Below are 547 nucleotides of genomic sequence, written 5' to 3' on the forward strand. Positions count from 1 at the left end.
AATCATCGCGATTGGGCTCAACTATCGTGAGCACGCGAGGGAATCAGGTCTCGCGATTCCAGTCGAGCCAGTGGTGTTCGCGAAGTCCACGTCGTCCATCAGTGGCCCGAACGACGACATAGTGTTACCGGCAGGCTCGGAGAAAACAGACTGGGAGATTGAGCTCGGCATCGTCATAGGCTCCGTGACGAAGCGCGTCGACAACGAGAAGGCGCGTGCATCCATCGCGGGTTATTGTCTAGTGAACGACGTTTCCGAGCGCGCCTGGCAAATCGAGCGTGCGGGTCAATGGGGTAAAGGAAAAAGCTTCGACACATTTACGCCGATCGGGCCATGGCTTGTAACGGGAGATGAGGTTGACCCGAATGCGCTCGACCTGAGCCTGAAGGTGAATGGCCAGATTCGTCAGCATGGCAACACCTCGGACCTTATTTTCGATGTTGACACTATCGTCAGCTATGTCAGTCAGTTCATGACGTTAATGCCCGGTGATCTCATCATCACTGGAACCCCAGCCGGTGTTGGGCTAGGGATGAAGCCACCGCAA

Annotated in this window: 1 protein-coding gene; it reads left to right on the forward strand. The window is 55.6% G+C overall.

What is annotated here, in order from left to right:
* Window positions 1-547 (forward strand): fumarylacetoacetate hydrolase family protein (locus HV670_RS30455; RefSeq protein WP_175108606.1); only part of this gene is annotated, 547 nt, incomplete at both ends.

Origin of the sequence: Pararobbsia alpina (assembly GCF_902859895.1) — a bacterium.
Taxonomy (GTDB): domain Bacteria; phylum Pseudomonadota; class Gammaproteobacteria; order Burkholderiales; family Burkholderiaceae; genus Pararobbsia; species Pararobbsia alpina.